The organism is Exiguobacterium sp. SH0S7, assembly GCF_004337195.1.
GTDB classification, from domain to species: domain Bacteria; phylum Bacillota; class Bacilli; order Exiguobacteriales; family Exiguobacteriaceae; genus Exiguobacterium; species Exiguobacterium aurantiacum_A.
On record NZ_SJVA01000047.1, the window covers coordinates 1 to 391 of the forward strand.

Genomic DNA, 391 nt, shown 5'->3' on the forward strand with positions numbered 1-391 from the left:
CATCGATATTACCGCTTTTACGCTTCACGCGGCGACGGCGGCGGCGATAGAAAATCTGACCTTCGCCACCGACTTCAGCGATAAGCTCCATCCAGGCTTTTTGCTCTGCGACGCAGATATCCGGGTTATAACTGTCACTAAGAATGTAGACATCAAAGTGTTTGGCATTCCCGGTGGCTTTTACTGATTCCCACGTTGCACGCAGGCCAGCAAAAACACGGTTCACGTCTTCGTTACAGATAGGCATGATCAACGCCGTGCGATGCTCCGGGTTTAATGGTTCATCGCCAACTGTTGACGCAGATATACTGTATTTATCGCGACCAATAAGCAGTTGCAGGAAGCCCATTAACGCCGTCCAGAATCCGGCGGACACCCAACAGAACAGTAC

At 50.9% G+C, this 391-nt stretch carries 1 protein-coding gene; it reads right to left on the minus strand.

Annotated elements, in window-relative coordinates:
- A partial coding sequence (locus EVJ22_RS15340; RefSeq protein ID WP_131444285.1) for a glycosyltransferase occupies positions 1-391 on the minus strand: 391 nt, incomplete at both ends.